22 protein-coding genes and 1 pseudogene are annotated in these 23,668 nt (G+C 58.1%); 14 read left to right on the top strand and 9 right to left on the bottom strand.

Annotation, left to right across the window (positions count from 1 at the left end):
- Nucleotides 1-12 precede the first annotated feature (12 nt).
- Nucleotides 13-690, top strand: coding sequence for a TetR family transcriptional regulator (locus ACYZT2_RS24865; RefSeq protein WP_461968186.1), 678 nt, complete (start codon nucleotides 13-15; stop codon nucleotides 688-690).
- A gap of 103 nt (nucleotides 691-793) precedes the next feature.
- On the opposite strand, the gene ACYZT2_RS24860 is transcribed toward ACYZT2_RS24865, so the two are convergent.
- The 3 genes from ACYZT2_RS24860 to ACYZT2_RS24850 form a co-directional block, all read right to left on the bottom strand.
- Complete coding sequence (locus tag ACYZT2_RS24860) at nucleotides 794-1,648, bottom strand: shikimate dehydrogenase (RefSeq protein ID WP_461968184.1); 855 nt, start codon at nucleotides 1,646-1,648, stop codon at nucleotides 794-796.
- Between the two features lie 5 nt (nucleotides 1,649-1,653).
- The gene (gene aroQ, locus ACYZT2_RS24855) at nucleotides 1,654-2,094 is read right to left on the bottom strand and encodes a type II 3-dehydroquinate dehydratase (protein ID WP_030129491.1); all 441 of its coding nucleotides are present in this window, start codon (nucleotides 2,092-2,094) and stop codon (nucleotides 1,654-1,656) included.
- Between the two features lie 233 nt (nucleotides 2,095-2,327).
- Nucleotides 2,328-3,239 carry a LysR family transcriptional regulator gene (locus ACYZT2_RS24850; protein WP_461968181.1) on the bottom strand — a complete coding sequence of 304 codons (912 nt, stop codon included), beginning with the start codon at nucleotides 3,237-3,239 and terminating at the stop codon, nucleotides 2,328-2,330.
- A 261-nt stretch (nucleotides 3,240-3,500) separates the two neighbouring features.
- Here ACYZT2_RS24850 and ACYZT2_RS24845 point away from each other — a divergent pair, with 261 nt between their 5' ends.
- Together ACYZT2_RS24845 and ACYZT2_RS24840 are read left to right on the top strand one after the other, a co-directional pair.
- Complete coding sequence (locus ACYZT2_RS24845; protein WP_461968179.1) at nucleotides 3,501-3,929, top strand: DUF4160 domain-containing protein; 429 nt, start codon at nucleotides 3,501-3,503, stop codon at nucleotides 3,927-3,929.
- A pseudogene (locus ACYZT2_RS24840) lies at nucleotides 3,926-4,371 on the top strand (DUF2442 domain-containing protein). The gene ACYZT2_RS24845 and the pseudogene ACYZT2_RS24840 overlap by 4 nt, the downstream one beginning before the upstream one ends.
- A 54-nt stretch (nucleotides 4,372-4,425) precedes the next feature.
- On the opposite strand, the gene trmA reads toward ACYZT2_RS24840, so the two are convergent.
- Entirely contained in the window at nucleotides 4,426-5,505 is a 1,080-nt protein-coding gene (trmA, locus tag ACYZT2_RS24835; RefSeq protein WP_461968177.1) for a tRNA (uridine(54)-C5)-methyltransferase TrmA, read from the bottom strand.
- Nucleotides 5,502-6,797: an NCS2 family permease gene (locus ACYZT2_RS24830; RefSeq protein WP_007895297.1), complete on the bottom strand. Its 1,296-nt coding sequence runs from the start codon at nucleotides 6,795-6,797 to the stop codon at nucleotides 5,502-5,504. Before ACYZT2_RS24830 ends, trmA begins: the two co-directional genes overlap by 4 nt.
- 213 nt (nucleotides 6,798-7,010) lie before the next feature.
- Here ACYZT2_RS24830 and ACYZT2_RS24825 point away from each other — a divergent pair, with 213 nt between their 5' ends.
- Nucleotides 7,011-7,466 carry a DUF4879 domain-containing protein gene (locus tag ACYZT2_RS24825; RefSeq protein ID WP_461973258.1) on the top strand — a complete coding sequence of 152 codons (456 nt, stop codon included), beginning with the start codon at nucleotides 7,011-7,013 and terminating at the stop codon, nucleotides 7,464-7,466.
- A gap of 67 nt (nucleotides 7,467-7,533) precedes the next feature.
- Entirely contained in the window at nucleotides 7,534-8,085 is a 552-nt protein-coding gene (locus tag ACYZT2_RS24820) for a DJ-1 family glyoxalase III (RefSeq protein ID WP_461968174.1), read from the top strand.
- 21 nt (nucleotides 8,086-8,106) lie between these two features.
- On the opposite strand, the gene ACYZT2_RS24815 is transcribed toward ACYZT2_RS24820, so the two are convergent.
- Nucleotides 8,107-9,345, bottom strand: coding sequence for an MFS transporter (locus tag ACYZT2_RS24815; protein WP_461968172.1), 1,239 nt, complete (start codon nucleotides 9,343-9,345; stop codon nucleotides 8,107-8,109).
- A gap of 509 nt (nucleotides 9,346-9,854) precedes the next feature.
- Here ACYZT2_RS24815 and ACYZT2_RS24810 point away from each other — a divergent pair.
- From ACYZT2_RS24810 to ltrA, 4 genes are all read left to right on the top strand, one after another.
- On the top strand, nucleotides 9,855-11,294 hold the full coding sequence (locus ACYZT2_RS24810) for a cytochrome ubiquinol oxidase subunit I (RefSeq protein WP_461968170.1): 1,440 nt from the start codon (nucleotides 9,855-9,857) through the stop codon (nucleotides 11,292-11,294).
- A 3-nt stretch (nucleotides 11,295-11,297) separates the two neighbouring features.
- A complete protein-coding gene (gene cydB, locus ACYZT2_RS24805) occupies nucleotides 11,298-12,305 on the top strand; it encodes a cytochrome d ubiquinol oxidase subunit II (RefSeq protein ID WP_429429804.1) in 1,008 nt (335 codons plus the stop codon).
- A 52-nt stretch (nucleotides 12,306-12,357) separates the two neighbouring features.
- The gene (locus tag ACYZT2_RS24800) at nucleotides 12,358-12,525 is read left to right on the top strand and encodes a DUF2474 domain-containing protein (RefSeq protein ID WP_461973256.1); all 168 of its coding nucleotides are present in this window, start codon (nucleotides 12,358-12,360) and stop codon (nucleotides 12,523-12,525) included.
- 489 nt (nucleotides 12,526-13,014) lie between these two features.
- Nucleotides 13,015-14,436, top strand: coding sequence for a group II intron reverse transcriptase/maturase (gene ltrA, locus ACYZT2_RS24795; RefSeq protein WP_461968168.1), 1,422 nt, complete (start codon nucleotides 13,015-13,017; stop codon nucleotides 14,434-14,436).
- 74 nt (nucleotides 14,437-14,510) lie between these two features.
- Here ltrA and ACYZT2_RS24790 read toward each other — a convergent pair whose 3' ends face one another.
- Both ACYZT2_RS24790 and ACYZT2_RS24785 read right to left on the bottom strand, forming a co-directional pair.
- Complete coding sequence (locus ACYZT2_RS24790; protein ID WP_461968166.1) at nucleotides 14,511-15,635, bottom strand: methyltransferase; 1,125 nt, start codon at nucleotides 15,633-15,635, stop codon at nucleotides 14,511-14,513.
- A 191-nt stretch (nucleotides 15,636-15,826) separates the two neighbouring features.
- A complete protein-coding gene (locus ACYZT2_RS24785; protein WP_461968164.1) occupies nucleotides 15,827-16,534 on the bottom strand; it encodes an autoinducer binding domain-containing protein in 708 nt (235 codons plus the stop codon).
- A gap of 273 nt (nucleotides 16,535-16,807) precedes the next feature.
- Here ACYZT2_RS24785 and ACYZT2_RS24780 point away from each other — a divergent pair, with 273 nt between their 5' ends.
- Together ACYZT2_RS24780 and ACYZT2_RS24775 are read left to right on the top strand one after the other, a co-directional pair.
- Nucleotides 16,808-17,584: a ferredoxin--NADP reductase gene (locus tag ACYZT2_RS24780; RefSeq protein ID WP_461968162.1), complete on the top strand. Its 777-nt coding sequence runs from the start codon at nucleotides 16,808-16,810 to the stop codon at nucleotides 17,582-17,584.
- A 180-nt stretch (nucleotides 17,585-17,764) separates the two neighbouring features.
- Entirely contained in the window at nucleotides 17,765-18,823 is a 1,059-nt protein-coding gene (locus ACYZT2_RS24775; RefSeq protein WP_461973063.1) for an IS110 family RNA-guided transposase, read from the top strand.
- A gap of 463 nt (nucleotides 18,824-19,286) precedes the next feature.
- Here ACYZT2_RS24775 and mscL read toward each other — a convergent pair whose 3' ends face one another.
- Entirely contained in the window at nucleotides 19,287-19,700 is a 414-nt protein-coding gene (mscL, locus tag ACYZT2_RS24770; RefSeq protein ID WP_461968160.1) for a large-conductance mechanosensitive channel protein MscL, read from the bottom strand.
- Nucleotides 19,701-19,985: 285 nt separating this feature from the next.
- Here mscL and katB point away from each other — a divergent pair, with 285 nt between their 5' ends.
- From katB to radA, 3 genes are read left to right on the top strand one after another with little or no spacing between them, the layout of a single operon-like run.
- Nucleotides 19,986-21,527, top strand: coding sequence for a catalase KatB (gene katB, locus ACYZT2_RS24765; protein ID WP_461968158.1), 1,542 nt, complete (start codon nucleotides 19,986-19,988; stop codon nucleotides 21,525-21,527).
- Between the two features lie 57 nt (nucleotides 21,528-21,584).
- Nucleotides 21,585-22,139, top strand: coding sequence for an ankyrin repeat domain-containing protein (locus ACYZT2_RS24760; protein WP_461968156.1), 555 nt, complete (start codon nucleotides 21,585-21,587; stop codon nucleotides 22,137-22,139).
- Nucleotides 22,140-22,184: 45 nt separating this feature from the next.
- Entirely contained in the window at nucleotides 22,185-23,552 is a 1,368-nt protein-coding gene (gene radA, locus ACYZT2_RS24755) for a DNA repair protein RadA (protein ID WP_461968154.1), read from the top strand.
- Nucleotides 23,553-23,668 lie beyond the last annotated feature (116 nt).

The following is a 23,668-nucleotide window of genomic DNA, read 5'->3' as shown; positions in this document are numbered from 1 at the left end:
CGTGAGCCCGCAATGACAATAATTTCAGAACTCTCCGTAGCGCCCGAAAAGCCAATTGCCGAGCCTCGAAAGAGTCGCAAGAACAACCCGGAAAAGACCCGCGAGAACATCCTTCAAGAGGCCATTGTCGAGTTCGTTCAGCAGGGGCTTTCCGGTGCGCGCGTCGACGCGATCGCCGAGCGTATCCACACCTCGAAACGCATGATCTATTACTACTTCGGCAGTAAGGAACAGCTCTATGTCGAGGTGCTGGAGAAACTCTACGGGGATATTCGCAGCACCGAAAACCGCTTGCACCTGGCCGAACTGGCGCCGGTGGAAGCGATTCGCCGGTTGGTGGAATTCACCTTCGATCACCATGATCGCAATGTCGATTTCGTGCGTATCGTCAGCATCGAGAACATTCACAACGCCGAGTACGTGAAGCGCTCCGATGCGATCAAGGCGATGAACAACACCATCCTCGACTCACTGGGCGAGATCTTGCGTCGTGGCTCCGAAGAAGGTGTATTCCGCACCGACCTCGATCCATTGGATGTGCATCTGCTGATCAGTTCGTTTTGCTTCTATCGCGTATCGAACCGTCATACCTTCAGTGAGATCTTTCAGATCGACCTGCCGGACGAAAGCATCAAGCAGCGTCATCGGGAGATGATTTGCGAGTCGGTTTTGCGGTACCTGCAGGCCTGATTTGTAGGTCCCTTAAAAGATCGCAGCCTGCGGCAGCTCCTACAGGATCGGTTAAACGCCGATTACCGTGTAGGAGCTGCCGAAGGCTGCGATCTTTTGATCTTCAACCATTCATGCTCTGAAAATGCGCCAGCATCCGCTGAGCATCCGGCACCACGCCGCTGAACAGTTCAAACGCCTTCACCGCCTGAAACACCGCCATGTTGCCGCCATCCAGGGTTCGGCAACCCAACGCACGAGCGTTGCGCAGCAGTTCGGTTTCCAGCGGGAAATAAACGATCTCCGCGACCCACAACTGCGCTCGAAGCAGCTCTACCGGTACTGGCATGCCAGGCAGTTTTTTCATGCCCATCGGCGTGGTATTCACCAAGCCGTCAGCCTGACCCAACGTGCCAGGCAAATCATGCCCGGCCACGGCTCGACCAAAACCAAAATGCTGATTGAGGTTGTTCGCCAACGACTGAGCGCGACTTTGATCCACATCGAAAATGCTCAGCAGCTGTACGCCTTCGCTCAATAGCGCGTGGGCCACTGCCGCGCCTGCGCCACCGGCGCCCATTTGTACGACGCGCTCAAGGGAAACGCCCTGCAAGCCACGGCGAAAGCCTTCGGCAAAACCCAGGCAATCGGTGTTGTGGCCGATGCGTTTACCGTCCTTCAGCACCACCGTGTTCACCGCGCCAATACCGCGGGCCTCCGGCGACAATTCGTCGAGCAACGGGATGATCGTCTGCTTGCACGGGAAGGTGATGTTCAGCCCGGTGAAATTCATCCGCTCGGCGGCCATCAGCAGGTCGGGCAGGGCGCTGCTGTCGAGTTTCAATTGATCCAGATCGATCAACCGATACAGGTAACGCAAACCCTGCGCATCGCCTTCATGCTCGTGCAGCGCGGGGGTGCGGGAAGCTTGAATACCGGCACCGATCAACCCGGCCAATACCACGGTGTTCTGTGTCATGACGCTTAACCTTCCAAACGTTGGCTGAAATGCTCCAGCGCCAAACGATAGCCGTGGCTGCCGAAACCGCACATGACCGCGGTGGCGATGGACGAAACAAAAGAGTGATGCCGGAAGGGTTCGCGGGCATGGACGTTGGACAGATGTACTTCGATCACTGGCAGTTCGCTAGCGACCAAGGCATCGCGAATAGCGACCGAGGTGTGAGTCCACGCGGCCGGATTGATGACGATCCCGGCGCAACGGCCACGGGCGGCGTGAATCCAGTCGAGCAGTTCGCCTTCATGGTTGGTCTGGCGAAATTCCACTGTCAGGCCGAACTCTTCGGCAGCACGACCGCACAGCGCTGAAATATCCGCCAGGGTTTCATGGCCGTAAGTCGCCGGTTCACGGGTGCCCAGCAGGTTCAGGTTCGGGCCGTTGAGCACCAGAACGATAGGGGACATCGGGTCTCTCCACATATTATTTTTAGCATTGGCCGAGGGTTTCAGCCTGTGGGGAGAAATTGTACTAACCGGTTAATAAGGTCAATTGAAGAGGGCGTCAGGCCTGAATTATTTGTGCGGTGATCGGACAGATACAAAAGATCGCAGCCTTCGGCAGCTCCAAAAAGCGGGGGCGCCCGTTAAATTGCGCCCGTGCGCGGTCGGCGTAGGAGCTGGCGAAGCCTGCGATCTTTTCAGCGAGGTAGATGCTCAACCAGAAAATCGATAAACGCTCTTAGCCGCAACGGCACATGGCGGCTTTGCGGATACAGCAAAGTGAAGGGGCGTGAGCGTCCGCCATAGGGCTTGAGTACTTCCACCAGCGAACCGTCCGCCAGTTCCTTTTCGACGATGAAGCGATAGGTTTGAAAGATCCCAGCGCCGCTTTTTGCCAGCGTCACGCCGCCCAATACGTCATCGGAGCAGCAGTAATTACCCTCGGCCAAGATCTCCCGCGGCACGCCGTTGTCGTTGAACAGCCAGGCAATCCGCCGGCCGCTGCTGGGCAGTTCGTACTGAATGCATTCGTGCTGAGCCAAGTCATCCAGCGTCTGCGGCGTGCCGGCGCGCTTCAGGTAATCAGGGCTGGCAATCATCACCAGCGCGGCATCCTCCAACGGCCGTGCAATCAGCCCTGAGTCGGGAATGGCCCGCACACGGATTGCCATGTCATAGCCTTCGCCGACGAAATCGATGTTGCGATTGCTGATATGCGCCTCGACTTTCACGGCGGGAAAGCGCGCCCGAAACGCAGGCAGCAAGGGCAGGATTCGATGATGGGCATAGGTCGTGGGAATGCTGATGCGCAAAGTGCCGGAAGGTTCTTGCTGCTGCCCCATCACCTCGCGCTGGGCCTCGACCAGTTGTGCGAGAGCCTCGCGACACTCTTCGAAATAACGCCGGCCACTGTCGGTGAGCTTGACGCTGCGGGTGGTACGCGCAAACAACCGTACACCCAAACGTTCTTCCATGCGCGACACCGAGCGGCTGACAGCGGCCGGGGTTACGCCCGCCACCAGGGCCGCGGCGGTAAAGCTGCCAGCCTCTGCGGCCAGGCAAAACAGTTCGATGCTGCCTAATTGAAGATCGTCGAAATGTCGCTGCATGATTGATTACACCGGGAATCAAATGAAGTGTCTGAGTTTGTATTTATCAAATCAGAGCGCACAAATACAGTGCCAGATTCAGCACCGGCCAAGTGTTGGCAATGAAGGATTGCTTACTCTTTTTTGCCTTGATCGCAGAGCCCGATCAGCCTGGAACGCTAGGCTCAAACGTGGCCGGTTGATCAATCGATCAGTGCCAGTTATCGGATTCTTCAAGGAATGGCGAATCTTCGAACTCTATAACCTAACGGATGGGTTGGCATGAACGTATGCCGCTACAAAGGGTTTTCACTGGTGGTCATGTTGCGTGATGAACACTGTCCGCCGCACGTTCACGTCGACGCAGGCACATGGAGTGCGCGCTTCAGGTTCAGCTTCTGGCACAACGGCGTCGAACTCCGGGATGTCGTCCCTCATTCGCATCGACCTCCTCTGGCTGTGCTAGAGGGATTGCGTCAGGCGCTCAGACAACCTGCCCATTTACGGCAAGCTCGTGGCATCTGGTGGAACAAATTGCAGACGGCCTGCCTCGACAATCAGTTATGGGATTGGCAGGCCAATGAAGTGGTCGCGATGAAGTGGATTGGCAGCACGACTTACATGATTGGTTCGGCTCGCTATGAGCCGGAGAGCAACAAGACCCTACTGAGCCTCATGGGAGCACCAGAAGGCGTGGAGATCGAATTATGAAAACGATAAGCGCAAAAATGCAGGTTGATCACCCCGTGACCGAAGGCGCTCTGGACGAAGCGATCGAACGTGGTGAGGCGCGCCATCGTGCCGGATTGAATGCGACGACGGTGATCTTTTTTGATCCATGTCTCGCCGTCGGCTTCGAGGATGGCAGCGGTGTGTTGTTACCAGTAAAAAACTATCCAGAGTTCGATGGTTTGAGACTGAGGATTTCGCCGGGCTGAAAGTCGGTTTCGCCGGAGCTGCGCTTTGTCATGAAGACAAGGATTTGCAGGTATCCATCGCCGGTCTGATTTCTGCGAGCAAACCGCTGATGGATATGGCCGCCTCGGTGATCGCCTCGCGCAATGGTCGTCAGAGCAGCGCCGCCAAGGCCGAGGCTGCGCGGGCCAACGGCAAGAAGGGCGGTCGCCCGCGCAAGGCCGATGCGACTCGTTGACCGCCCACAAAAAAGCCGTCCTGTGGACGGCTGATTTGTATATGGAGGCTGCAATCAACGACGGGTCAACAACACCCCGGATTCCATGTGATGGGTCCACGGAAACTGGTCGAACATCGCGCATTGAGTAATGCGGTGGGTGTCGTGCAGTTGGGCGATGTTGGCCGCGAGGGTTTCCGGGTTGCAGGAAATGTAGAGGATGTTGTCGAAGCGCCGGGTCAGTTCACAAGTGTCCGGGTCCATACCGGCGCGGGGCGGGTCGACGAACACGCTACCGAATTCGTAACTCTTGAGGTCGATGCCGTGCAGGCGGCGGAACGGACGAACTTCGTTCAGGGCTTCGGTCAGTTCTTCGGCAGACAAACGCACCAGCGTGACGTTATCCACTGCGTTTTCGCTCAGATTGCTGAGCGCGGCGTTGACTGAAGTCTTGCTGATTTCGGTGGCTAGCACTTTGCGCACGCGGGTTGCGAGCGGCAGGGTGAAGTTGCCGTTGCCGCAATACAGCTCCAGCAAATCGTCGGAGCGATCGCCGAGGGCGTCGTACGCCCAGTTGAGCATTTTCTGGTTCACCGTGCCGTTGGGTTGGGTGAACGCGCCTTCCGGCTGGCGATAACTGAAAGTGCGACCGCCAACTTCGAGTTTCTCGACCACGTAATCGTGACCGATCACTTCGCGTTTGCCCTTCGAGCGACCGATGATGCTGACATTCAGGTCGGCTGCCAGTTTCGACGCGGCCGTGTGCCAGTGCTCATCCAGCGGGCGGTGATAGCACAGGGTGATCATCGCATCGCCGGCCAGCGTGGTGAGAAACTCCACCTGAAACAGCTTGTGGCTCAGCGCCGCACTCGCTTGCCACGCCGCCTTGAGCTGCGGCATCAACTGGTTGATGCGCAGGCTGGCGATCGGGAACTCTTCGATCAGGATCGGCGTGCGTTTGTCTTCCTGGGAAAACATCGCGTAGTGGCGCTCGCCGGCTTCGCGCCACAGGCGGAATTCGGCACGCAGGCGGAAGTTTTTCAGCGGTGAATCGAACACCGCAGGTTCGGGTGCATCGAACGGGGCCAGCAGGTCGCGCAGGCGCGTAACCTTTTCTTCGAGCTGAACGGCGTAGGCCTGGGAGTCAAAAGTCATGCGTTGAACCAACCCAATTTGATCACGAACAGAATCGACAGAATCACCAGCGCCGAATTCAACTCACGGCCGCGACCGGACAACAGCTTGATGGCAGTCCAGGAGATGAATCCGAAGGCGATCCCGTTGGCGATGGAATAAGTGAATGGCATGGCCAGGGCGGTGACCACGACCGGTGCGGCGACAGTGATGTCGTCCCAGTCTATTTCCGCCAGGCCGGATGTCATCAGTACGGCGACGAACAGCAAGGCAGGCGCGGTGGCAAAGGCTGGAACACTGGCCGCCAATGGCGAGAAGAACAGCGCCAGCAGGAACAGGATCGCGACCACGATGGCAGTCAGGCCGGTGCGGCCACCGGCACTCACGCCGGCTGCGGATTCGATGTAGCTGGTAGTGGTCGAGGTGCCCAGCAAGGAACCGGCCATGGCCGCGGTGCTGTCGGCGATCAGCGCGCGGCCCATTTTCGGCATGTGGCCGTCCTTGCCCATCAGGCCGGCGCGCTTGGCGACGCCGATCAGTGTGCCGGAATTGTCGAACAGGTCGACGAACAGGAAAGCAAAGATGACGCTGACCAGACCGATGTCCAGTGCACCTTTGATGTCCAGTTGCAGGAAGGTCGGCGCCAGCGACGGCGGCATCGACATCACGCCACCGAACGGGGTGAAGCCCAGCAGGATCGAAACGATGGTTACCGACAGAATACCGATCAACACCGCGCCACGTACTTTCAGGGCTTCGAGCGCAACGATCAGGGCAAAACCGAGGGTCGCGAGAATCGGTGCCGGTTGCTTCAGATCGCCGAGGCCGACCATGGTTGCCGGGTTGCTAACCACGATGCCTGCGTTGTGCAGGGCGATCAGCGCCAGGAACAGGCCGATGCCGGCGGCGATCGCCGAGCGTAGCGCCAACGGGATGCTGTTGATGATCCATTCACGGATGCGGAAGATCGACAGCAGGAAAAACATCACCGCCGAGATGAACACCGCACCCAGCGCCACTTGCCAGGTATGGCCCATGTGCAGGACCACGGTGTAAGTGAAGAAGGCGTTCAGACCCATGCCCGGCGCGAGGGCAATCGGGTAGTTGGCGATCAGGCCCATGGTGGCCGAGCCGATGGCAGCTGCCAGACAGGTGGCGACAAACACCGCACCCTTATCCATGCCTGTCTCGCCGAGAATGCTCGGGTTGACGAACAGAATGTAGGCCATGGCCAGAAAGGTCGTGACGCCCGCCAGAATCTCGGTCCGCACGTTGGTGTTGTGTGCCTTGAGTTGAAACAGCCTTTCCAGCATGTCTGCTCCCCGTGGCGCGCCCGGCGCCGTGAATGTATGACCTCAACAGCAAAGCACAGACCGCTGCAGGCGCCTGGTAATTTTCTGTGGGTCGGAAAAAGCCGCGCATCATACCAGCAGCGTGGGGCTATGGCTGCTTATGGCCGCGATCGTCGTCGATGTTTTGTACAAAAGGGAACTGCGCCATACTGCGCGCTGGTTTTGGGGGTAGATATGTATTGCATTAATAAGCGTGTGATTGCGGTATTTGGATTGCTGCTCACCTGTTTCATCGGCGCGCAAACAGCCTTTGCGGCCATGGCACAACCGTTGAGCCAGGTGAAGGTGCTCAAGGTCGAATCGCCATCCTGTGGATTTGAAGATATTGCGGCCGGTCAGGACCAGACGCGCTGCAATCACAGCGGCCCGAACATCAAGGTCTACGTGCTGGAGGTCGGCTACGGTCGCGAGCCTCATGTTGCGCTGGACGGATTCAAAGTGGACGGCACCCGAACCCCTGTCTGTGCTTTTGATACCGGGAACCTGACCGAGTGCTCCGCCGGGAAAAAAACCGTCGGCTATCTGTACATCTTCACACTGGCGGGCAAGCAGGACGGCATCTTCACGTTCAGCAACACCTCGATCAACGCACCGGGCAATACGCTGTCGACGCAGCTTTACATCAAGTAACGGCTGGCCTCGAACAAGGGCCAGGAAAGCTGACTACGCTTTAAAGATTATCCTGTGGACCGCGCCCATGACCTTTAGAGCCCTGATTACCCTCGCCGAGGGCATCGACGATCTGCAAACCGTGACCCTGATCGATGTGCTGCGCCGCGCCAAGGTTGAAGTGGTGGTGGCCAGCATTGAGGCACGGCGCATGCTCACTTGCGCTCGCGGCACCCGCTTGACTGCCGATGCGATGTTGGTGGATTTGCTCGCCCAACCGTTCGACCTGATCGTGCTGCCCGGCGGTGCTGTGGGGTCGCAGCATTTGGCGGCACACCAACCCCTGCAACAACTGATCAAGGATCAGGTTGCTGCCGGGCGCCTGTTCGCCGGTATTGCCGAATCACCGGCGCTGGCGCTGCAAACCTTTGGCGTTTTGCGTCAGCGACGCTTGACTTGCCTGCCCACAGTCAGCAATCAACTGTCAGGCTGTAACTTCGTCGATCAACCCGTGGTGGTCGATGGCAACTGCATTACTGCCCAGGGTTCAGGCGCCGCGTTGGAGTTTGCGCTGACACTTGTGGAGCAACTCTGCGGCAAAGCCACGCGGTCGACGGTGGCGGGGGAATTGGTGGTTTAAAGAGTGCCCTGAACAACAACGTCAGGCCCTGACCTCTTCCACCGGAACATGCATGCGGTCGCGGTTGGCCAGGGTCGGGAACAGTTTGATCCAGACCCCGGTCACCATCAGCGTGCCGATGCCGCCCATCACCACTGCCGGCACGGTGCCGAACCAGTGGGCCGTCAGGCCGGACTCGAATTCGCCGAGCTGATTCGAAGCACCGATGAACAAGCCATTCACCGCGCTGACCCGGCCGCGCATTTCATCGGGGGTTTCCAATTGCACGAATGAGGCGCGGATCACCATGCTGATCATGTCCGCTGCGCCCAATACCACCAGCACGGCGAGGGAAAACCAGAACGAAGTCGACAGGCCGAAAGCGATGGTCGCCACGCCGAATATACCCACTGCGGTAAACATCACTCGTCCGACGTTGCGCTCCACGGCAAATCGCGCCAGAAACAACGACATCAGCAGCGCACCGACTGCAGGGGCTGAACGCAGCAGGCCCAGACCCCACGGGCCGGTCAGCAGAATATCTTTGGCGAATACCGGCAGCAGCGCGGTCGCGCCACCCAGCAGGACGGCAAACAGGTCCAGGGAAATCGCCCCGAGAATGTCCGGGCGACTGCGAATGAAGTGAATGCCTGCCAGCAGTGAATCCAGTGTGGCCTTGCCCTTGTTCAGCGGTGTCTGCCGGGCCGGGAGGTTGAGCATCAGCGCACAAGCGATGAGGTAAAGGATCACCGTCGGGCCATACACCCAGACGCTACCGAACGCGTAGAGCAAACCGCCCAGTGCCGGGGCGACAATGGTCGCCGATTGTTGTGCAGATTGCGCCGCGGCAACGGCGCGGGGGAATAACGCGCTGGGCACGATGCTCGGCAACAAGGCCTGGGTGGTCGGCATTTCGAAGGAGCGGGCGGCGCCGAGCAGGAACGCGAGGATGAAGATCATCTCCCGGGTGACATGGTCGGTCGCACTGCCGATGGCCAGCGACAGGGCGATCAGCGCTTGTAGCGACTGGCAAATCGCCGCGACCTTGCGCCGGTCATAGCGGTCCGCGACATGCCCGGTGTGCAGCATGAACAACACTCGAGGGGCAAATTCCACCAGCCCCACCAGACCCAGATCGAGCACATTACCGGTCAGTTGATACAGATTCCAGCCGATAGCCACCGTGAGCATCTGAAAACCGCTGGCGGTGAACACCCGAGCCAGCCAGAACGCGATAAACGGGCGGTGATGACGTAACAGCAGGGGCGCTTGGTTGGGCATCTGAAGGCAGGTCTGGGCGAGGGGAAAGGGCGAGATTATCACCAACCTGTAACCAGAAGTTGCAGGGCAGGGAAATTTAGTTAGCTAGACACCGATCTGATCCTTATCCCTTGTAGCAGCTGCCGAAGGCTGCGTTCGGCTGCGAAGCAGTCGTGAAAACAGACACCGCGGAGTTTCAGGCAGACCGAGCTGGCAGGTTTTGCGACTGCTGCGCAGCCGAACGCAGCCTTCGGCAGCTGCTACAGGGCAGTGGCCAAGGTATGAGGCAACCTGTCACGCGGCAAAAGACCACACCGTCCATCGGCAAAAATGCGACTACTCTTTCAACGTCGCTTGATCCAGATCAAGACCCTTCGTGGAATTGATCCGGCGGCCAGATGGCCAGACTCCCTACGTTTGTGATGATGGTACAAAAAGAACGAATTCGAATTCGCCACACTCCATATCCGTGGGGGCAGTGGGTGTAGGCCGCAAGCCTTCAGCCGGTATTACCTGACAGAGGAAGACTTATGTTCGGTTTGGAGGCACTTGATCTCGCCCGGATTCAGTTCGCATTCACCATTTCGTTCCACATCCTGTTCCCGGCCATCACCATTGGCCTGGCGAGTTACCTGGCGGTGCTCGAAGGCCTGTGGCTGAAGACGCACAACGACACTTACCGCGATCTGTACCACTTCTGGTCGAAGATTTTTGCCGTCAACTTCGGCATGGGCGTGGTTTCCGGTTTGGTCATGGCCTATCAGTTCGGCACCAACTGGAGCCGTTTCTCGGACTTCGCAGGTTCGGTGACCGGGCCGTTGCTGACCTATGAAGTGCTCACTGCCTTTTTTCTCGAGGCCGGTTTCCTCGGTGTCATGTTGTTCGGCTGGAACAAGGTCGGGCGCAAGCTGCACTTTTTCTCGACGGTCATGGTAGCCATCGGCACCCTTATTTCGACCTTCTGGATTCTGGCCTCCAACAGCTGGATGCAGACCCCGCAAGGTTACGAAATCGTCAATGGCCAAGTCATTCCGGTGGACTGGCTGGCGATTATTTTCAACCCATCGTTCCCCTACCGGCTGTTGCACATGTCCACGGCGGCGTTCGTTGCGACGGCCTTCTTCGTCGGTTCCTCGGCGGCCTGGCACTTGCTGCGCGGCAAGGACAACCCGGCGATCCGCACCATGCTCTCGATGGCGATGTGGATGGCACTGATCGTGGCGCCGATTCAGGCGGTTATCGGTGACTTCCACGGCGTCAATACGCTCAAGCATCAACCAGCGAAAATCGCTGCGATCGAAGGCCACTGGGAAAACGTCGGCGATGAACCGACCCCGCTGATCCTGTTCGGCTGGCCGGACATGAAAGCCGAGAAAACCAGATTCGCCGTTGAGATTCCCTACCTGGGCAGCCTGATACTGACCCACAGCCTGGACAAGCAAGTGCCGGCGCTCAAGGAGTTCGCGCCTGAAGACCGGCCGAATTCGACCATCGTCTTCTGGTCGTTTCGGATCATGGTCGGCCTGGGCGTGCTGATGATCTTCACTGGTTTGTGGAGTCTGTGGCTGCGCAAACGCGACAGGCTTTATACCTCACGTCCATTCCTGTACCTGGCGCTATGGATGGGCCCATCCGGCCTGGTCGCGATTCTCGCCGGCTGGTTCACCACTGAAATCGGCCGCCAGCCGTGGGTGGTCTATGGCTTGATGCGCACGGCAGACGCGTCTTCCGGACACAGCTTCGTACAGATGAGCATCACCTTGATCATGTTCGTTGTGGTGTATTTCGCGCTGTTCGGTGCCGGTCTTGGGTACATGATGCGCTTGGTGCGCAAAGGGCCGAAGATCGACGAAGGCAAGGAAACCAACGAAGGCGGTCCTGGCCAGAAGCGCACACCAGCCCGTCCGCTGTCTGCAGCCGATGACACTGGTGACGCTGATCACAACCACAGCCTGAACAAGGAGATTTGAATCATGGGTATTGATCTTCCGCTGATCTGGGCCGTGATCATCATCTTCGGCATCATGATGTACGTGGTCATGGACGGTTTTGACCTGGGAATCGGGATTCTCTTCCCGTTCATCAAGGGCAAGAGCGATCGTGACGTCATGATGAACACCGTCGCCCCAGTCTGGGACGGCAACGAAACCTGGCTGGTATTGGGCGGCGCGGCATTGTTCGGCGCCTTCCCTCTGGCCTATTCGGTGGTGCTCTCGGCGCTGTACCTGCCGCTGATTTTCATGCTGATCGGGCTGATTTTTCGCGGTGTGGCCTTTGAGTTTCGCTTCAAGGCGAAGGACGAAAAGCGTCACCTCTGGGACAAGGCATTCATCGGTGGCTCGATCGCCGCAACCTTCTTCCAGGGCGTGGCGTTGGGGGCGTTCATTGATGGGCTACCGGTAGTCAATCGTCAGTTTGCCGGCGGTTCACTTGACTGGTTGACCCCGTTCACGATGTTCTGCGGTGCGGCGTTGGTGGTGGCTTACGCGCTGCTCGGTTGCACCTGGCTGATCATGAAAACCGAAGGCAAATTGCAGGAGCAGATGCATGACCTGGCGCGGCCATTGGCCTTCGTGTTACTGGCAGTGATTGGCATCGTCAGTATCTGGACGCCGTTGGCCCACGCCGATATTGCTGCACGCTGGTTCTCCCTGCCGAACCTGTTCTGGTTCTTGCCGGTGCCGATTCTGGTGCTGGTGACTTTGTACGGTCTGATTCGGGCGGTGGCGCGCAATGCGCATTACACGCCATTCCTGCTGACCCTGGTGCTGATCTTCCTCGGTTACAGCGGTCTGGGTATAAGCTTGTGGCCGAACATCGTGCCGCCGTCGATCTCGATCTGGGACGCCGCCGCACCGCCGCAAAGCCAGGGCTTCATGCTGGTGGGCACACTGTTCATCATCCCGTTCATCCTGGGTTACACCTTCTGGAGCTACTACGTGTTCCGCGGCAAGGTCACCCACGAAGATGGTTATCACTAGCCCATACGACTACGGCGCAGGATTCGGCACCGTTGCAGAGGAGAAAGCGATGATGGCTGGCAAACCTGATTTGCAGGAAATCGAAGATGCCGAGAAAAAGCCGCTCTGGCAGCGACTCGGCTGGCTGGCGATGATCTGGACCGGCAGCGTCTTGGCACTGTTCATTGTGGCCTCGCTGATGCGCATGTTCATGAATGCCGCCGGTTTGAGCACCCACTGAAATTCCCATCCCGTTGCCTTGCGGCACGGATTTATAACCCTCCCGATGGAGGGTTTTTTTTGGTGCGCCAGGCATGGCGCGTTGCGCGCAAGCGCAACCAGCTGGGCTGTGGTGGCCACGCTGGTGACTTGGAGGTGAAAGTCCTCTACACACCCGGCAAGGGGAAGTGTTAGCCAGAGGCAAGGGTGTCGCGGGTGACTGCGAATCTGAAGGAAGCCCGAGGCAAAATGCTGGCCTGACGAACAGGAAGCGGATAGAGGCGGCGCAGCGGGGTAAGAAGGCCAAAATCTTCAAAGCCCAGTACTTGCACGGAACGCTGTGACGTAGATCCGACAGGCATAAGCAGGAAGGTCGCGCGAATTACCCTGGGAGATCTGCACGTTTGCCACTGTGCTACCGCGCGTCGAGAGGCGACGGGATGAGCGTGCAGAAGTCAGCCGAGGCCGTAGTAAGTGGCAAATAACCCTGCCACCAAGGGCCGAACAGGTTATGCCGCCAGTAGGCGTCAGAGTCTCGTTGAATACCGAAATGCAGAAATTTCTCCCAGAGAAGACTGTTACTCCGAGTCCCGGACAGAATCCGAGGATGACGGCTGATAGCGCAAAGGTATCGACGGCGTCTGTGACGTGGACGAACGCGGAGCCGGACACGCTGATGGCGCGGGTGCTTGCACCCGCCAACCTCAGACGTGCGTATCATCGCGTAGTCAGCAACAAGGGCGCGCCGGGTGCCGATGGCATGACGGTCGACCAGTTGGCGGACTATGTGAAACAGTATTGGCCGACCCTCCAGAAGAGGTTGCTGGCCGGCGAGTACCACCCGCAAGGTGTACGCGCCGTCGACATCCCCAAACCCAAAGGCGGCACCCGGCAGCTGGGTATTCCCAGCGTTGTGGATCGCCTGATCCAACAGGCATTGTTGCAACAGCTCACGCCGATCTTCGACCCGCTGTTCTCGGACTATAGCTACGGTTTTCGTCCGGGCAGAAGCGCCCACCAAGCCATCGAAGTAGCCCGCGCCCATGTGGCGGCAGGGCATCGCTGGTGCGTGGAACTTGATCTTGAGAAGTTCTTTGATCGGGTTAATCACGACATCCTGATGGCTTATCTGGCGCGCCAAATCGAAGACAAGCGGGTGCTCACGCTGATCCGTCGTTACCTCGAAGCGGGATCGATGTCGGGCGGACTCGTCAGCCGTCGGCAGGAAGGGACGCCGCAAGGCGGCCCGCTCTCGCCGTTGCTGTCGAACATCCTGCTCAACGAACTCGACCGCGAGCTGGAACGACGGGGTCATCGCTTTGTGCGCTATGCCGACGATGCGAACATCTATGTGCGCAGCCCTCGTGCTGGCGAACGAGTGATGAGGAGTGTTGAGCGCTTCCTGAATCAGCGCCTGAAACTGACGCTGAACCGGGACAAGAGCCGAGTTGCGAGGTCTTGGAAGTGTGATTACCTGGGTTACGGGATGAGCTGGCATCAGCAACCGAAGCTGAGAGTGGCGACGATGAGTCTAGGTCGTTTGCGCGACCGACTCAGAGGCCTGCTGCGCAAAGCGCGGGGCCACAAGATGGCGAATATCATCGAGCGGATAAACCCCGTGCTGCGCGGTTGGGCGGGCTACTTCAAGCTGAGCCAGAGCAAGCGGCCACTTGAGGAACTGGACGGCTGGGTGCGGCACAAGCTTCGCTGTGTCGTCTGGCGTCAATGGAAGCGGCCCTCTACGAGGGCGCGCAACTTGATACGCTTGGGACTTAATGAGGCGCGGGCGTGTAAATCGGCAGTCAATGGCCGAGGCCCATGGTGGAACTCGGGAGCGCCTCATATGAATCAGGCGCTGCCGAAGAAGCTGTGGGACCGACTCGGGCTGATCTCGATACTGGATACGATAGATCGGCTTAGCCGTGTAACCTGAACCGCCGTATACGGAACCGTATGTACGGTGGTGTGAGAGGACGGCGGATGTAAATCCGCCTCCTACTCGATCTTTTATTTACGCGCTTTGAGAATGACGAACTTGGGGGTGGCCGCGACTTGCTCGACGCCACGGAACAAACGCGCCAGCTTGCTGTGATAACCCAGATGACGGTTGCCGACGATGTACAGCGCGCCGCCCACCACCAACGATTCACGTGCCTGCTGGAACATCCGCCAGGCCAGGAAATCGCCGACCACTTGCTGCTGGTGAAACGGCGGATTGCACAGCACCACGTCCAGGGATTGCGGTTCCTGACCTGCCAAACCATCGTCGGCCCGTACGATCACGTCACGATCACCCAGCGCCGCGCGCCAGTTTTCAGCGGCCGATTGCACGGCCATGAACGACTCGTCCACTAGCGTGTAGTGGGCCTCGGGGTTTTGCAGGGCACTGGCAATCGCCAACACGCCGTTGCCACATCCGAGGTCGGCAACCCGCGCTGCGCCGAGGTTCTTCGGCAAGTGCGGCAAAAACGCCCGCGTGCCGATATCCAGTCCTTCGCGGCAGAACACATTGGCGTGATTGAGCAGTTCGATAGCAGGCGAGTCGAGTCGATAGCGAGTCGGGTAGGGGGAGACAACAGGGGCTTTGGTTTCGGCTGTGGCGATCAGCAATCGAGCCTTTTTCACCGCCAGCGAGGCTTGTACCGGGCCGATGTAACGCTCCAGCAGATCGCCTGCAGCGCGTGGCAAATGCTTCACCATCGCGGCCGCAATCACTTGGGCATCGGGAGCCAGTTGCCCCTTTAGCCGGATCAGTTGCTCTTCCAGCAGGGCCAGCGTTTTCGGTACCCGGATCAATACCCGGTCGAACGGCCCGATGAACGCTTCGCTGGCAGGCACCTTCGGCACAGCATCAAACGTCTGGCCGTTGCGTATCAAGTTTTTTTCCAGCCCCTGAAAAGCCAGAAAAGAATCGCCGCTGCTGGTCACCTGAACCTTGCCCACCAGGCTGGCGGCCAAAGCACCGAAGCTGTCGTTGAGCACCAGCACTTGAGTATCGGCTGCCGGTTGTTGCTCGGCCAGATGATTGAGCAGGTATTCGTCTGCGGCATCAAATGCTTGCAACGGTTCATTCTGCTGTTCTGGCTGGCGGATCAGATCGAGTTGAGCGAAAGGGGTTTCGAGCAGAGGCATGAGGCGGGGGGCTCTGGGTGGTCAACGAAGGATAATCAACGAGCGGCCCGCCGCTCAGGGGCTGGTAGCGGGCGAGCCATTCCGAGTGGACTACGTCGTGGAATTTCACACGGCATCACTCAGGATTGGATCGCAGATGGTACGTTTTTTTCGCTTGGATTACTCGCGGGGATTAGCGGATTCAAACAGATTCAGATCACGCCCACTCTCGCGGCTCTGATCACGGCCGCAATCTTGTTGTTAACGCCGAATTTTCGGATGGCGCCGCGTATATGGAACTGTGCCGTGCTTTCACTCAGGTTGAGGATGATTGCGACCTCGCTTGCGGTCTTGCCATCGGCTGAGTATTTCAACACCTCGACTTCTCTGGATGATAAATGCACTGTGCCCGGTTTCGAGGGCACAGGCAGCTCTTTGGCAATAAGCCCGTGCAGGTGACGGCTAATGAACATCGCGTAGCCCAGATTTTTGTACAGATCATGCGTAGTAATCGGGCAGTGGCTTCTCGCCAGGCTCAGCATGCTGCAAAGCCCGTTCTCATCATGAACGGATTGGGACCAGCCATAGCGCAACCCTTGCTGTTTTTGTGCTTGCCACAGTGTTGGTGTTTGGCAGAAGACTTCTTCCTGCCAAAGAATCGGTAATTCGGAATGATTGCAATGGGCTAGTATCGGGTCGACTTCACTAAAGTGCTCTTGTTCATATTTCGTGTTCCATTCGGTGGGGTAATTATTCAGATTAATCGTATGGCGGTGTATTCCCCTTGTTTGGGAGGTTATTGAAAATGCACAGAAATTAAAGCCAAGATTTTTAACGAGATTAAGAGAAATCTCGTACGCGGTCTCTATTTTCTGAGCGTAAGAAAGCTGCGTTAACTGTGATTCCTTCCACACTTTCATTTTGTAACTCCATTGCGGACTTACTTGCGTTGGCGCTGATTGGATCCAGGATCCGGCACGCCACGAGTGTAGGAGAATTCTTACTTGCATGTTGGATTTTTTTGCTCTTGAAAAAGCTTGCAACTGCATAACCGGTTCTTAGGTCTGTTACTAACGGAAAAACAGAATTGTATGGGTACTGTTAATGAGAGGGGCAAAAGCCATTACAAATCACCGGTGTTTACGCCGCCTGCTTTGCGGGACACTGGCGTTATCTGTTGAATGGAGCGACCCATGACTGCCAGTGCAGAAAAATTCACGCGCCAGACGCTGCTTGACGTGCAGCCGTTGACTCCAAACCTGTTCACCCTGCGGACCACCCGGGATCCGGGCTTTCGTTTTCGCGCAGGGCAATTCGCTCGGCTGGGCGTGACCAAGGCGGACGGCAGTACAGTGTGGCGGGCTTATTCCATGGTCTCGTCCCCCTATGACGAGTTCCTGGAGTTCTTCTCCATTGTCGTGCCGGGAGGGGAGTTCACCAGTGAATTGAGCCGGCTGGAAGTCGACGATACGTTGCTGGTCGATCGGCAGGCCTTTGGTTATCTGACGCTGGATCGCTTCGTCGATGGCCGTGATCTCTGGTTGTTATCTACAGGCACGGGTCTGGCGCCGTTTCTGTCGATCTTGCAGGACTTCGAGGTTTGGGAAAAATTCGAGCGCATCATCCTGGTTTACAGCGTGCGCGAAGCGCGGGAATTGGCGTATCAGGAGCTGATTACAGCACTGGCGCAACGCGATTATCTGGCCGAGTACGCGCACAAGCTGCAGTTCATCGCCACCGTCACCCGCGAGCAGCATCCGGGTGCCTTGAATGGGCGGATCACGACGCTCTTGGAACGTGGCGAACTGGAGCGAACGGCCGGAGTAGCGCTGACAGCCGAGCATTCGCGGGTGATGCTCTGCGGTAATCCACAGATGATCGATGACACGCGCAAGTTGCTCAAACAACGGGGCATGCACCTGAGCCTCAGTCGACGACCCGGCCAGGTGGCAGTGGAAAACTACTGGTAAAAAAAACGGCGCCCGAAGGCTAATGCCAGTCAGTTAAGCCGCGATTCTATCTGTAATTGGATGGACTCGCCCAAGCCGAGGCGTCAATGCGCCACGGTGGCAGTCTAATCAGCCAACGACAGCGAGGGCGAGTCCATGAAAAAGCATACTTCGATTGATCAATCCCTGTCTTCTTCCGATTTGTCGGCCTGCACAACCGTGGCGGTCGATCTGGCCAAGCAGGTCTTTCAGGTCGCCGGTGAAGACGTCCTCGGCCAGGTGCACTACGAGCAGCGGATCAAGTCGCGCGAGGCGTTTTATGAGTTTCTCCGCCAGTTGCCGCCTCATGTCGTGGTTCTGATGGAGACCGGTCCGGGTGCTCAAGCTTGGGCCCGGCAGTTGCAAGACCAAGGCAATCTGGCGCGGATTCTTCCAGCCGGTTTGGTGGCCACACATCGCAGCGGGCCTAAAAATGATCGCAACGATGCGCTGGCGATTCTGCGGGCTGGTCGCGATGAAAAGATCTACGCAGTGCCGGTCAAAAGCGTTGCGGCGCTGGCAATGCAGGCGTTGCATCGCGCCCGCCAAGGCTATGTGCGTCGACGCACGGCGGTGAGTAATCAGATGCGCGGCCTGCTGCTCGAGCACGGCGTGGCCTTGGCGCAGGGCGATGTTGCGATCAGCCAGAAAATTCCGCGGGTACTGGAAGATGCCACCCAGCCGGTGCCGGGCCTGCTGCGTGAACTGATCGACGAACTGTTGGCCGAGTGGCGCCATTTGGGCGAACGCATCAGCGTGCTGACGGGGCGCCTGGAAGTGGCCGCCAGCGCCGACATGACGGCGAAGCGACTGATGACTGTGCGCGGCATCGGCCCAGTCACTGCCACGGCACTGGTGGCCAAGGAAACCAAGCCTGAGCGATTTCCCAATGCCCGCAAGTTTGCCGCGTACTTTGGCATGGTGCCTGACCAGCACAGCAGCGGGCAGACGGTCCGGCTGGGGGACATGACCAAGCGAGGTGATGTTTATTTACGCAGCCTGATGATCCAGGGAGCCCATGCGGTGCTGCAACAACTACGACCTGATTCCCAGCAACCCGATGACCGCCGCTTGTTGCGCTGGATGAGCCGGCTGGGTCGTAAGGAGGCTGCGATCAGGCTAGCCAACCGCAACCTGCGAATCGTCTGGGTGCTTCTACAGAGTGACCAGACTTATCGTCGCCACGCTGGTGATGGCCAGCAAGCGACGATGAGCCACTGAGCGACAGAGTTCTGCCACCGAGGTACTGACTGTCCGACCCTTTGCTGAAGAAAAATTGACCCCAGGTAAGACCGGCGTGGATTGATGCCTAAGCTGCTACTGGCCTTCGAGGCCTGACTGTAATCGGCATACCACGAGCTTTTCCAATTTTGGCCAGAAGCCGAAGACGGCTTCCACGAATAGGCCTAATACATAGATGCAACAGGGCGACGGTTTTTTCAAAAGCGGGTAGACAGTGGGGGCGAGTCCATACATAGCAGCTGGCGAAGCCTGCGTTCGGCTGCGTAGCAGTCGTAAAATCAGCAACTGCGGTGCGTCAGGTGGACCGCATTAGCCGGGTTCACGACTGCTTCGCAGCCGAACGCAGGCTTCGCCAGCTGCTACAAAGAGGGCGTCGCGGCTGAAATTGCTTAACTGACTGGCATTACGCCTGAAGGCGCCGTTTCTGCCGTGTGATCAGTCATCAGGACTGATTGTTCTGGGCCTTGAGCAGGTCGCGAATCTCTTCCAGCAGCTCTTCTTCCTTGGTCGGAACCGGCGGCAGGGTTGGCGCAACGGCCTCCTCGCGTTTCAAACGGTTGATGGCCTTGACGCCCATGAAGATCGCGAAGGCGACGATGATGAAATCGATCAAGCTCTGGATGAACTTACCGTAGGCCAGCATCACCGCGGGAACATCACCGTTGGCAGCCTTGAGCGCAATAGCCAGGTCACTGAAGTCCACCCCACCGATCAGCAAGCCGATTGGCGGCATCACCACGTCGCCGACAAACGACGAAACGATTTTGCCGAAGGCCGCGCCGATGATAATACCCACGGCCATGTCGACCACATTACCTTTGACCGCGAAGGCCTTGAACTCACTTATCACGCCCATAGGTTATTTCCTTGTTACAGATGAGGTTGGTGAACGCAGTGTAAATCAGCATAACGGCTCATGCTCGACACACCGTCTTACAATGCTCGCTCTTATCGACACATCTTCCGGCAATTAGTTTACAAAGTGCCACCAGTCGCGCGCGACTACCCGCTCTAGACCGGGCTTTCCAGAACCTTTTCGCTATCGGTTCGGTGCGGGATTTCTATTTATGTTTTGGCCTTTGGGTCACTACCCTCTGTGGGGCGCACCTGGATGCGCCTTATAAAATCAGAGGAAACTTCCATGACAACTCCCCTTGGCCTCGGGGCTTTTCCCCTCCGTCGTACGTTTGGTGTTCTGACCGCCAGCCTGCTGTCCTTCTCAGTCAACGCGCAGACCTTGACTCGCGATAACGGGGCCGCCGTCGGCGACAACCAGAACTCGCAAACCGCAGGCGCGACCGGGCCGGTGCTGTTGCAAGACATACAACTGATCCAGAAACTCCAGCGTTTTGACCGTGAACGCATTCCCGAACGCGTGGTGCATGCCCGTGGCACTGCCGCCCATGGCACATTTACCGTGACCGACGACCTCAGTGACCTGACCAAGGCCAAGGTATTTGCCGGCGGCCAGAACACGCCGGTATTTGTACGTTTCTCTGCGGTGGTCCATGGCAACCATTCGCCGGAAACCTTGCGTGATCCGCGGGGGTTCGCCACCAAGTTCTACACCGCAGACGGCAACTGGGACCTGGTCGGCAACAATTTCCCGACCTTCTTCATCCGTGACGCGATCAAGTTTCCGGACATGGTCCACGCCTTCAAGCCGGACCCACGCACCAATCTTGACGACGACTCCCGTCGTTTCGACTTCTTCTCTCATGTTCCAGAAGCCACTCGCACCTTGACCGAGTTGTATTCCAACTCCGGCACGCCTGCCAGTTATCGGGAGATGGACGGCAATGGTGTACATGCCTACAAGTTAGTTAACGCCAAAGGCGATGTGCACTATGTAAAGTTTCACTGGAAAAGTTTGCAAGGGATAAAAAATCTTGACCCTAAAGAAGTAACGGGTGTTCAAGGGCAAGACTACAGTCATATGACTAACGACCTGGTGTCACATATTAACAAGGGTGACTTTCCGAAATGGGACTTGTACATCCAGGTTCTAAATCCACAAGACTTGTCCAAGTTTGATTTTGATCCATTGGATGCGACCAAGATATGGCCGGGTATTGCTGAGCGAAAAGTTGGACAAATGGTGTTGAACCGTAATCCGGCGAATGTTTTTCAGGAAACCGAACAAGTGGCCATGGCCCCGGCTAATTTAGTTCCGGGTATCGAACCTTCGGAGGATCGCCTACTGCAAGGACGAGTGTTCTCGTATGCCGATACCCAACTGTATCGTCTGGGGGCCAACGCTTTGCAGTTGCCGATCAACGCACCCAAAGTCGCCGTGAACAACGGTAATCAGGATGGCGCAATGAACCTCGGCGCCAGCAGCACTGGCGTGAATTACCAGCCAAGTCGCCTGCTGTCCCGTGAAGAACCGCAAACCGCGCGTTACAGCCAGTCGGCCCTGTCGGGCGGCACGCAGCAGGCAAAGATTCAGCGTGAGCAGAACTTCAAGCAGGCCGGCGATCTGTATCGCTCGTTCAACCCGAAGGAACGTCAGGACCTGATCGACAGCTTCGGTGGCTCACTGGCCACCACCGATGACGAGAGCAAGCACATCATCCTGTCTTTCCTTTACAAGGCCGACCCGGAATACGGGACCGGGGTGGCCAAAGTAGCCAAGGGCGATCTGGCTCGGGTCAAGGCGCTGGCGGCCAAACTGGTCGACTGATCCATCCCCCTGAAGCGGGACCTCATGCGAGGTCCCGTCTGATCAAGGAGCTCTGTCATGCGTTTTTACCTGTCTGTGTTTCTGGCGTGCTGGTCGCTCAGTGTATTCGCCGGGCCTGACGTGCAAACCTCGAAGAACCCTCAGGCGCTGAAAGCCCAATTACAGGATTACTACTTCGATGCTGCTCGACGCGGTGATGTGTCGATGCTCGAGACCTTCATCGAGGCCGGCTATTCCCTCGATACCCGCGACAGCAAGGGTTACACCGCACTGATACTGGCCGCCTATCACGGTCAGAGCGCCGCAGTGGAGCGTTTGCTCGCTGCCGGGGCGGACGCCTGTGCCCAGGATCAACGCGGCAATACGGCGTTGATGGGCGCGATTTTCAAAGGCGAAGTGCAGATCGCCAGGACCTTGCTGACCGCCCAGTGCAGCCCCGACCAACGCAACGGCGCGGGGCAGACCGCCGCGATGTATGCCGGCTTGTTCAAGCGCGTCGAGTTGCTGGACGCACTCAAGGCCAAAGGGGCGGACATGAACGCCGAAGATCCGCTGGGCAACAGCGCCGCGCGTCTGGCCAGCGGTGAAATCCGTACGGCGCCGCCGCGCTGATCCGCGCGAGCTGAGCTATCATCGCGGTTTTTGCCGGGAGTTCAGATGGCCAAGGCCAAGCGCATGTACGGCTGCACCGAGTGTGGCTCAACCTTCCCCAAGTGGGCCGGCCAGTGCGGCGAATGCGGGGCCTGGAACACCCTGACCGAAACCATGGTCGAGAGCGGCGGCGCTGCAGCCCCCAGTGGTCGCACCGGTTGGACCGGTCAGCAGGCGCAGATCAAAACCCTGGCCGAAGTCAGCGTCGAAGAGATTCCGCGGTTCTCCACGGCGTCCAGCGAGTTGGATCGCGTTCTCGGCGGCGGCTTGGTGGATGGTTCGGTGGTATTGATCGGTGGTGATCCCGGCATCGGCAAGTCGACCATTTTGTTGCAAACCTTGTGCAACCTCGCCAAGAGCATGCCAGCACTGTATGTCACCGGCGAAGAGTCCCAGCAACAAGTGGCCATGCGCGCCCGGCGGTTGGGCTTGCCTCAGGATCAGTTGCGGGTGATGACCGAAACCTGCATCGAAACCATCATCGCCACGGCCCGGCAGGAAAAGCCCAAGGTGATGGTGATCGACTCGATTCAGACGATCTTCACCGAGCTACTGCAATCGGCACCGGGGGGCGTCTCCCAGGTGCGCGAAAGTGCGGCGTTGCTGGTGCGTTACGCCAAACAAAGCGGCACGGCGATTTTTCTCGTAGGCCATGTCACCAAAGAAGGCGCACTGGCCGGCCCTCGAGTGCTGGAACACATGGTCGACACCGTTCTGTATTTCGAAGGCGAATCCGATGGCCGCCTGCGTCTGCTGCGGGCGGTGAAAAACCGTTTCGGTGCGGTGAATGAATTGGGCGTGTTCGGTATGACCGACAAGGGCTTGAAAGAAGTCTCTAACCCGTCGGCGATTTTTCTGACCCGCGCCCAGGAAGAAGTCCCGGGCAGCGTGGTCATGGCCACGTGGGAAGGCACCCGGCCGATGCTGGTGGAAGTCCAGGCGTTGGTGGACGACAGCCATATGGCCAACCCACGCCGGGTAACGCTCGGTCTGGATCAGAATCGCTTGGCCATGTTGTTGGCGGTGTTGCATCGCCACGGCGGCATTCCGACCCACGATCAGGATGTGTTCCTCAATGTGGTCGGTGGGGTGAAGGTGCTGGAAACCGCTTCTGACCTGGCGCTGATGGCGGCAGTCATGTCCAGTTTGCGCAACCGACCGCTGCCCCATGATCTGCTGGTGTTCGGCGAAGTGGGGTTGTCGGGTGAAGTGCGCCCGGTGCCAAGCGGCCAGGAACGCTTGAAAGAGGCGGCCAAGCATGGCTTCAAGCGCGCCATCGTGCCCAAGGGCAATGCGCCGAAAGAGGCGCCGCCGGGATTGCAGATTATTGCCGTGACGCGTCTGGAGCAGGCACTCGACGCACTATTCGAATAAACGCCAATCCCCTGTAGGAGCTGCCGCAGGCTGCGATCTTTTGATCTTGGCGCCTTCAAATACGCTGAAAATCAAGATCAAAAGATCGCAGCCTTCGGCAGCTCCTTGTACAAAAG

It is taken from the genome of Pseudomonas sp. MDT1-85, assembly GCF_054898065.1.
The sequence above is the reverse complement of the archived record's forward strand: the minus strand, read 5'-3'. Positions and strand labels throughout refer to the sequence as shown.

Bases quoted from the DNA above. Each gene is read 5' to 3' on its own strand.
- ACYZT2_RS24810 (WP_461968170.1), top strand. From the start codon at position 9,855: ATGTTCGGTTTGGAGGCACTTGATCTCGCCCGGATTCAGTTCGCATTC.
- ltrA (WP_461968168.1), top strand. From the start codon at position 13,015: ATGCCGCCAGTAGGCGTCAGAGTCTCGTTGAATACCGAAATGCAGAAA.
- ACYZT2_RS24820 (WP_461968174.1), top strand. From the start codon at position 7,534: ATGACCTTTAGAGCCCTGATTACCCTCGCCGAGGGCATCGACGATCTG.
- ACYZT2_RS24780 (WP_461968162.1), top strand. From the start codon at position 16,808: ATGACTGCCAGTGCAGAAAAATTCACGCGCCAGACGCTGCTTGACGTG.
- ACYZT2_RS24785 (WP_461968164.1), bottom strand. From the start codon at position 16,534: ATGAAAGTGTGGAAGGAATCACAGTTAACGCAGCTTTCTTACGCTCAG.
- ACYZT2_RS24845 (WP_461968179.1), top strand. From the start codon at position 3,501: ATGAACGTATGCCGCTACAAAGGGTTTTCACTGGTGGTCATGTTGCGT.
- ACYZT2_RS24850 (WP_461968181.1), bottom strand. From the start codon at position 3,239: ATGCAGCGACATTTCGACGATCTTCAATTAGGCAGCATCGAACTGTTT.
- ACYZT2_RS24790 (WP_461968166.1), bottom strand. From the start codon at position 15,635: ATGCCTCTGCTCGAAACCCCTTTCGCTCAACTCGATCTGATCCGCCAG.
- ACYZT2_RS24825 (WP_461973258.1), top strand. From the start codon at position 7,011: ATGTATTGCATTAATAAGCGTGTGATTGCGGTATTTGGATTGCTGCTC.
- aroQ (WP_030129491.1), bottom strand. From the start codon at position 2,094: ATGTCCCCTATCGTTCTGGTGCTCAACGGCCCGAACCTGAACCTGCTG.
- ACYZT2_RS24860 (WP_461968184.1), bottom strand. From the start codon at position 1,648: ATGACACAGAACACCGTGGTATTGGCCGGGTTGATCGGTGCCGGTATT.
- ACYZT2_RS24760 (WP_461968156.1), top strand. From the start codon at position 21,585: ATGCGTTTTTACCTGTCTGTGTTTCTGGCGTGCTGGTCGCTCAGTGTA.
- ACYZT2_RS24815 (WP_461968172.1), bottom strand. From the start codon at position 9,345: ATGCCCAACCAAGCGCCCCTGCTGTTACGTCATCACCGCCCGTTTATC.
- radA (WP_461968154.1), top strand. From the start codon at position 22,185: ATGGCCAAGGCCAAGCGCATGTACGGCTGCACCGAGTGTGGCTCAACC.
- trmA (WP_461968177.1), bottom strand. From the start codon at position 5,505: ATGACTTTTGACTCCCAGGCCTACGCCGTTCAGCTCGAAGAAAAGGTT.
- mscL (WP_461968160.1), bottom strand. From the start codon at position 19,700: ATGGGCGTGATAAGTGAGTTCAAGGCCTTCGCGGTCAAAGGTAATGTG.
- ACYZT2_RS24830 (WP_007895297.1), bottom strand. From the start codon at position 6,797: ATGCTGGAAAGGCTGTTTCAACTCAAGGCACACAACACCAACGTGCGG.
- katB (WP_461968158.1), top strand. From the start codon at position 19,986: ATGACAACTCCCCTTGGCCTCGGGGCTTTTCCCCTCCGTCGTACGTTT.
- cydB (WP_429429804.1), top strand. From the start codon at position 11,298: ATGGGTATTGATCTTCCGCTGATCTGGGCCGTGATCATCATCTTCGGC.
- ACYZT2_RS24800 (WP_461973256.1), top strand. From the start codon at position 12,358: ATGGCTGGCAAACCTGATTTGCAGGAAATCGAAGATGCCGAGAAAAAG.
- ACYZT2_RS24865 (WP_461968186.1), top strand. From the start codon at position 13: ATGACAATAATTTCAGAACTCTCCGTAGCGCCCGAAAAGCCAATTGCC.